A 7,512-nucleotide genomic window follows, 5' to 3' on the forward strand; every position below is an offset into this window, starting at 1 on the left:
GCGTCTGGATGTCACTCTTCTCCACAACCGCCGCACAACTTCACTGCAACTCCGGACGGGCGCCCCACGCCGTGCCGGACTCCCCCACCACAAGGAGCTTGTGTGACCCCCCTCTACGCGCGTCACAAGCGCTCGACTCTGGCCATCGCAACCGCCGTTGCCGCCGGAGCCCTGCTCACCACCGGTCTGACCACCGGTTCGGCCACCGCCCAGACCAAGGCGGACTCCACGGCCACTGCCCGCACGGCCGGCTCCCCCGCGGCGCTGTCGGCCGCGACCCGCGTCTCCCTCATCAAGCAGGCCCAGGCCGGCCTCGCCGACACGGCGCAGCAGATAGGCCTCGGCACCAAGGAGAAGCTGGTCGTCAAGGACGTCGTCAAGGACGCCGACGGCACGGTCCACACCCGCTACGAGCGCACCTACGCGGGCCTGCCCGTCCTCGGCGGCGACCTGGTCGTCGCGACGAAGGCCGGCAAGACCGAGAGCGTCGTCAAGGCGACGAAGGCGGCCATCAAGGTGGCCTCGCTCAAGCCGCAGATCACCACGGCCAAGGCCGAGAAGCAGGCGCTGACCGCCGCCAGGACCGCGGGTTCGGACAAGACCTCGGCCGACAAGACCCGCAAGGTCATCTGGGCCGGCTCCGGCAAGCCCGTCCTCGCCATCGAGACCGTCGTCGGCGGCCTCCAGGACGACGGCACCCCGAACGCGCTGCACGTCATCACCGACGCGGCCACGGGCAAGAAGCTCTTCCAGTACCAGGCCATCGAGAACGCCACCGGTACCGGCAGGACGCTGTACTCGGGCACGGTCAGCCTCACCGTCACCCAGTCGGGCTCCACGTACAACCTGACGGACGCCTCCCGCGGCAGCCACAAGACGTACAACCTCAAGCGGGCCACCTCGGGCAAGGGCACGCTGGTCTCCAGCTCGTCCAGCACCTTCGGCACCGGCACCGCCTCCAGCTCCTCCAGCGACCAGACGGCCGCCGCCGACGCCGCCTACGGCGCGCAGGAGACCTGGGACTACTACAAGAGCACCTTCGGCCGCAGCGGCATCAAGAACGACGGCGTGGCCGCCTACTCCCGCGTCCACTACGGAAGCTCGTACGTCAACGCGTTCTGGGACGACGACTGCTTCTGCATGACGTACGGCGACGGTGACAACAACACGGACCCGCTGACCTCGATCGACGTGGCCGGCCACGAGATGACCCACGGCGTCACCGCCAACACCGCGGGCCTCAACTACAGCGGCGAGTCCGGCGGTCTCAACGAGGCGACCTCCGACATCCTCGGCGGCGTCGGCGTCGAGTTCTACGCCAACAACTCGTCCGACAAGGGTGACTACCTCATCGGCGAGAAGATCGACATCAACGGCGACGGCACCCCGCTGCGCTACTTCGACAAGCCCAGCAAGGACGGCGGCTCGGCGGACTCCTGGTCCTCCTCCGTCGGCAACCTGGACGTCCACTACTCGTCGGGTGTCGCGAACCACTTCTTCTACCTGCTGGCCGAGGGCAGCGGTTCGAAGACGATCAACGGCGTCAGCTACAACTCGCCGACGTCCAACGGCTCCACGGTCACGGGCATCGGCCGGGACAAGGCGCTGCAGATCTGGTACAAGGCGCTGACCGAGCAGTTCACCTCGACCACCAACTACAAGGCGGCCCGCACGGGCACGCTGGCGGCGGCGGCGAGCCTGTACGGATCCAGCAGCACCGAGTACAAGGCGGTCGCCGCGGCCTGGTCCGCGGTCAATGTGAGCTGACCCGAGGGGGGTTGGCGGGCGGTACCCGGGACGAAGGCATTCCCGGGTGCCGCCCTACTCTTGTGTCCCATGCGCCTGGAGGACTTCACCTACGACGACGTCGGCGGCACCGGCCGCGTCGATTTCTGCCCGCCGGGCTTCCGCCCCATGCATGTGCGCACGCGCATCGGAGAGGGCGAACCCTGCTTCCGCCGAGCGGCCGAGGCGGTCCTCACCTGGGAGATGCACCGGGAACTGGGCGTGGGCATCGACGCGAGCGCGGAGCGCGCCGCACCGGACGTCGACGTCACCGTCACCCTCGCCGGTGTGATCAAGGCGCCGTGCCGCATCGTCTACACGGTGGACGAACGCCGCCGCGCGGGCTGGGCGTACGGCACGCTGACCGGCCACCCGGAGTGCGGCGAGGAGCTCTTCCTCGTGGAGCGCACCGGCGACGGCACGGTGTGGCTGACGGTGTCCGCGTTCAGCAGGCCCGCGAAGTGGTTCGCCCGGGCGGGCGGGCCGGCGACGCGGGGTCTGCAGAACGCTTATGCGCGGCGGTGCGGGAAGGTTTTGCGGGGGTTGTGCGCGGCGCTCTCCGAGGGGTGAGCGGGGGTTGGGGGCGCCGTTGACTGGGGGCTGCCGCCCCCAGACCCCCGCCTTTCGGCCTGAACGGCCTCGTCCTCAAACGCCGGACGGGCTGGAAATGCCTGAGCCGACGGAGACACCTGGACGCCGGACGGGCTGAGGAGTGCCCGCCCGGCCTGAGAGTGCCCGTCAGGGCTGGGCGCTCACCGCATCAGTACCCCCGCCCCCTCCCCCGTCTCCTCCGAAGGCACCGCCACCAGACCCAGTTCCACAGCGGACGCCAGGAGTCGATGGGCCGGCAGGATGCGGACCGTGTAGCCGTAGGGGCCGGTGCGGTCGAGGGAGAGCGGCCCCTCGTACACCCACCTGCCCTCCGGGTCGGGGCCGCCCGCCGGTTTGAGGGGGACGGTCGTCGCGTCCGCGATGCGGTCCTCGGGGTCGACGCGGCCCGAGACGACCTGGACCTCCACGTCGTCGGGGCCGAGCTCGCCGAGGCCCACGTGCACCCGTAGTCCGAGCGTGCTGCCGAGTTCCGCGGTGGCCATGGCGGCGGAGGTCTCCACGTGGTCGACGGTGACGCCGTGCCAGGCGGCCCGCACCCTTTCCTTCCAGACGGCGAGTTCGCGGGCGGAGTCGGGATCCATGGCGCGGTGCGCGTGGGCGGCCGGGGCGTAGAGCCGCTCGACGTACTCGCGGACCATGCGGCCGGCCAGCACCTTCGGGCCGAGCAGGGTCAGGGTCTGGCGGACCATCTCGATCCAACGGTCGGGCAGGCCGTGCTGTCCTCGTTCGTAGAAGCGGGGGGCCACGCGCTGTTCCAGCAGGTCGTAGAGCGCTTCTGCCTCTATGGCGTCGCGGTGGTCGGGGTCGGTGCCCGCGCCGTCGGCCGTGGGGATGGCCCAGCCGAAGTCGGGCTGGAACCACTCGTCCCACCAGCCGTCCAGGACGGAGAGGTTGAGGCAGCCGTTCAGCGCCGCCTTCATGCCGGACGTGCCGCAGGCCTCCAGGGGGCGCAGCGGGTTGTTGAGCCAGATGTCGCAGCCCGGGTAGAGCTTCTGCGCCATCGCCATGCCGTAGTCGGGGAGGAACACGATGCGGTGGCGGACCCGTGGGTCGTCGGCGAACCGGACCAGCTCCTGGACCAGACGCTTTCCGCCGTCGTCCGCCGGGTGGGCCTTGCCCGCGACCACGATCTGGATCGGGCGCTCCGGGTGCAGGAGCAGGTCCATGAGGCGGTCGCGGTCGCGCAGCATCAGGGTCAGGCGCTTGTACGACGGGACGCGGCGCGCGAAGCCGATGGTGAGGACGTCCGGGTCCAGGACCCCGTCGATCCACCCCAACTCGGCTGTTCCCGCGCCGCGTTGGCGCCAGGAGGCGCGCAGCCGCACCCGTACCTCGTCCACCAGTTGCTCGCGGAGGTTGCGCCTGAGTTCCCAGATGTCCTGGTCGGGGATGTCGCCCACGGCGTCCCAGCGGTCCGAGCCGCCGACGGTCAGCGCGTCCTCGGTGCGCTGGGCGCCGATCTGCCGGGCGCCGAGCCGGAACACCTCGGGGGCGACCCAGGTGGGGGCGTGCACCCCGTTGGTCACGGAGGTGATCGGCACCTCGTCGGGGTCGAATCCCGGCCACAGTCCGGAGAACATCTCGCGGCTGACCTGACCGTGCAGCAGGGAGACACCGTTGGCGCGCTGGCCGAGGCGCAGGCCCATCACGGCCATGTTGAAGAGGTTCGGTTCGCCGCCGGGATAGGTCTCCATGCCCAGGCGCAGGATGCGTTCGACGTCGATGCGCGGGAGTTCGGCCTCGGGGCCGAAGTGGTGGGCGACCAGCTCGCGGTCGAAGCGGTCGATGCCGGCGGGGACCGGGGTGTGGGTGGTGAAGACCGTCCCGGCGCGCACCGCCTCCAGCGCGGAGTCGAAGTCCAGCCCGCCGTCGCAGAGCTCGGCGATCCGCTCCAGGCCCAGGAAGCCGGCGTGGCCCTCGTTGGTGTGGAAGACCTCGGGTTCGGGGTGGCCGGTCAGCCGGCAGTAGGTCCGTACGGCCCGCACTCCCCCTATGCCGAGCAGCATCTCCTGCAGCAGCCGGTGCTCGCTGCCGCCGCCGTAGAGCCGGTCGGTGACCCCGCGCTCGCCGAAGTTGTTGTCCTCGACGTCCGAGTCGAGCATCAGCAGGGGGACACGGCCGACCTGGGCGAGCCAGATACGGGCGTGCAGCTGCCGGCCGCCGGGCAGGGCGAGGGAGACCTGGGCGGGGGTGCCGCCGGGTTCCTCCAGGAGGGCGACGGGCAGCTCGTTGGGGTCCAGGACCGGGTAGTGCTCCTGCTGCCAGCCGTCCCGGGACAGCGACTGGCGGAAGTACCCGTGCCGGTAGAGCAGGCCCACGCCGACCAGGGGGACGCCGAGATCGCTGGCCGCCTTCAGATGGTCGCCCGCCAGGATGCCGAGGCCGCCGGAGTACTGGGGCAGGGCGGCCGTGATGCCGAACTCGGGCGAGAAGTAGGCGATGGCGGCGGGAAGTTCCCCGGAGTGGGTCTGGTACCAGCGGTCGCCGGTCATGTAGTCGTCCAGGTCGCCCGAGACCTCGGCCAGCCGGCGCAGGAAACGGTGGTCCCCCGCCAGCTCCGCGAGCCGCGCCGGCGACACGCTGCCCAGGAGCCGTACGGGATCGCCGTCCGAGGCGGCCCAGCGCTCGGGGTCGACGGACTGGAACAGGTCGCGGGTCTCCGCATGCCAGGACCAGCGCAGATTGCGGGCCAGATCGCTGAGCGGCCGCAGGGGTTCGGGGAGAACGGGTCGGACGGTGAATCGACGGATCGCCTTCACTTTCCACCTCGACGCGTGTCGCTGTGCGGACGCACAACGCTGTGCGCCTCGTCGTCAACCACGACGGTATCCGTGCGGAGGGCTCCGCAACCACGCCACGTCCAAGAGCAGGCCACACTCCTACGCCGTCCGGAAAGCGCCGCAACCTTCACGCATCCGCCATGGCGGACATGGCCGATTCCGCCCCGTAGGCCCTCTTGTGGGCCTTCTACACCGCACGAGAGGCTGCCAAGTGGAGTCAATGGAGGGGAACTCGGACCATGGCACGGACGCGAACACGGCGTCTGCGCTGGACAGGGGCTCTGACCGCGGTGGCCTGCGCCGCCGCGCTCTCGGCCGTCACCCTGCCCGCGCACGCCGCACCGGAGGGTCAGATAGTCGGCGCCGGTGAGCCCGGCTCCGTCAGTGGAAGTTATCTGGTGACACTCAAGGGGGGAACGAAGGCTCCGTCGGCGACCGGAAAAGGCATCGCCGAGAAATACGGGGCAAAAATAAGCCACACCTACGGCTCGGTCCTCAACGGCTACGCCATCAAGGCCGACGAGAGACAGGCCAAGCGGCTCGCGGCCGACTCCCAGGTCGCTTCGGTCGTCCAGGACACGCGCGTGTCCCTCGACCACATCCAGAAGAACCCGCCGTCCTGGGGCCTGGACCGGATCGACCAGCCGAGCCTGCCGCTGGACAACGGCTACACCTGGCCCGATTCCGCGGGGGCCGGCGTGACCGCCTATGTGATCGACACCGGCATCCGCATCACGCACAAGGACTTCGGCGGCCGGGCGAGCTACGGCTGGGACTTCGTCGGAAACGACAGGACGGCGTCCGACGGCAACGGACACGGCACCCATGTCGCGGGCACCATCGCCGGCAGCAAGTACGGCGTGGCCAAACAGGCCAAGGTGGTCGCCGTCCGCGTCCTGGACAACGACGGCTCCGGTACGACCTCGCAGGTCATCGCGGGCATCGACTGGGTGACCAAGCATGCGAGGAAACCGGCGGTCGCCAACCTCAGCCTGGGTGGCTCATACAACGCCCAGCTGGACGCCGCCGTACGCAGTTCCATCGCGTCGGGCGTCACGTACGCGGTTGCCGCCGGGAACGACGGCCTGCCGGCCGCCCTCTACTCCCCGGCGGACGTGAGGGAGGCCCTCACGGTCGGCGCGACCGACAAGGCGGACGCTCGGGCGAGCTTCTCCAATTTCGGCTCGGCCGTGGATCTGTTCGCCCCCGGGGTGTCGATCACCTCGGACTCCTTCGCGAGCGACACCGGGAAGGCGACCTTCTCCGGTACATCGATGGCGACGCCGCACGTCACGGGCACGGCCGCGCTGTACCTGGCCGACCGTCCGAAGGCGACTCCGGCCCAGGTCTCCAAGGCACTCGTGAAGCTGGCGGTGTCCGGGAAGGTCTCCGGCCGCGGGCTCGGCTCACCGGACGAACTTCTGCAGGTGCCGTCTTCTTAGTCACACAGTCCACGGACCGGTCCCGTTCGTTCACGAACGGGACCGGTCTTGTGTGTAGACATACGCGTGAGTAGTTAACAAAGTGCCGGATTGCGTACCCGAATAGGGTGGGAAGGCTCCTCCGGTACACCACACAGGCAGTTCACGGGAAACACCCGCAGGACCCACCTCCCCACAGCCATCCGCCCACCCACGTTGACGCGGACAGGAGCGGTCATGCCCGCCACGCACCACTCGTCAGCACCCCCGACGACCAGCACCGAAGCACGCCCCGTGCGCCCCGCCGACGCCGGACCACCGGCCCCGCAGCCACCCTCCGCGGGCGACGCCGCGGTCATCGGGCGCATACCCGTCCTCGACGTCCGCCCGGTGGTCCTGCAGGGGCGAAAGCCGGCCAAGGCCGTGACCGGCGAGTCGTTCGAGATCTCGGCCACCGTGTTCCGGGAGGGCCATGACGCGGTCGCCGCAAACGTCGTCCTGACGGATCCGGAAGGCCGTCCCGGCCCCTGGACACCGATGCGGGAACTGGCCCCCGGCACCGACCGCTGGGGCGCCACCGTCACCGCCGGCGAACCGGGCCACTGGACCTACACGGTGGAAGCCTGGGGTGACCCGATCACCACCTGGCGCCACCATGCCCACATCAAGATCCCGGCGGGCATGGACACGGACCTGGTCCTGGAGGAGGGCGCGCGACTGTACGAGCGCGCGGCCGCCGGCGCCCCCGACGGCGGGCGCGATGTGCTCCTCACCGCCGTCGCCGCCCTGCGGGACGAGGCCCGCCCGGCCGCCTCGCGCCTGGCGGCGGCGTTGACGCCGGAGGTGGACGCGGTGCTGGCCCGGCATCCGCTGCGGGAGTTCGTCACCGCCTCGCAGAGCCTGCCGCTGCTGGT

The 7,512-nt window shown here is 70.4% G+C and carries 5 protein-coding genes; 4 read left to right on the plus strand and 1 reads right to left on the minus strand.

The window, feature by feature from the left end:
- Positions 1–102 precede the first annotated feature (102 nt).
- Both ABT254_RS28325 and ABT254_RS28330 read left to right on the plus strand, forming a co-directional pair.
- Complete coding sequence (locus tag ABT254_RS28325) at positions 103–1,767, plus strand: M4 family metallopeptidase (protein ID WP_351475775.1); 1,665 nt, start codon at positions 103–105, stop codon at positions 1,765–1,767.
- 69 nt (positions 1,768–1,836) lie between these two features.
- A complete protein-coding gene (locus tag ABT254_RS28330; RefSeq protein WP_351475778.1) occupies positions 1,837–2,355 on the plus strand; it encodes a DUF1990 domain-containing protein in 519 nt (172 codons plus the stop codon).
- 182 nt (positions 2,356–2,537) lie between these two features.
- Here ABT254_RS28330 and ABT254_RS28335 read toward each other — a convergent pair whose 3' ends face one another.
- Positions 2,538–5,156: a glycosyltransferase family 1 protein gene (locus tag ABT254_RS28335; protein ID WP_351475781.1), complete on the minus strand. Its 2,619-nt coding sequence runs from the start codon at positions 5,154–5,156 to the stop codon at positions 2,538–2,540.
- A gap of 260 nt (positions 5,157–5,416) precedes the next feature.
- Here ABT254_RS28335 and ABT254_RS28340 point away from each other — a divergent pair, with 260 nt between their 5' ends.
- Together ABT254_RS28340 and ABT254_RS28345 are read left to right on the plus strand one after the other, a co-directional pair.
- Complete coding sequence (locus ABT254_RS28340) at positions 5,417–6,619, plus strand: S8 family peptidase (protein ID WP_351475784.1); 1,203 nt, start codon at positions 5,417–5,419, stop codon at positions 6,617–6,619.
- 216 nt (positions 6,620–6,835) lie between these two features.
- Positions 6,836–7,512 (plus strand): maltotransferase domain-containing protein (locus tag ABT254_RS28345; RefSeq protein ID WP_351475787.1); only part of this gene is annotated, 677 nt, incomplete at its 3' end.

This window comes from Streptomyces sp. NPDC001137, assembly GCF_040298885.1.
GTDB lineage: Bacteria > Actinomycetota > Actinomycetes > Streptomycetales > Streptomycetaceae > Streptomyces.

Bases quoted from the DNA above. Each gene is read 5' to 3' on its own strand.
- ABT254_RS28330 (WP_351475778.1), top strand. From the start codon at position 1,837: ATGCGCCTGGAGGACTTCACCTACGACGACGTCGGCGGCACCGGCCGC.
- ABT254_RS28340 (WP_351475784.1), top strand. From the start codon at position 5,417: ATGGCACGGACGCGAACACGGCGTCTGCGCTGGACAGGGGCTCTGACC.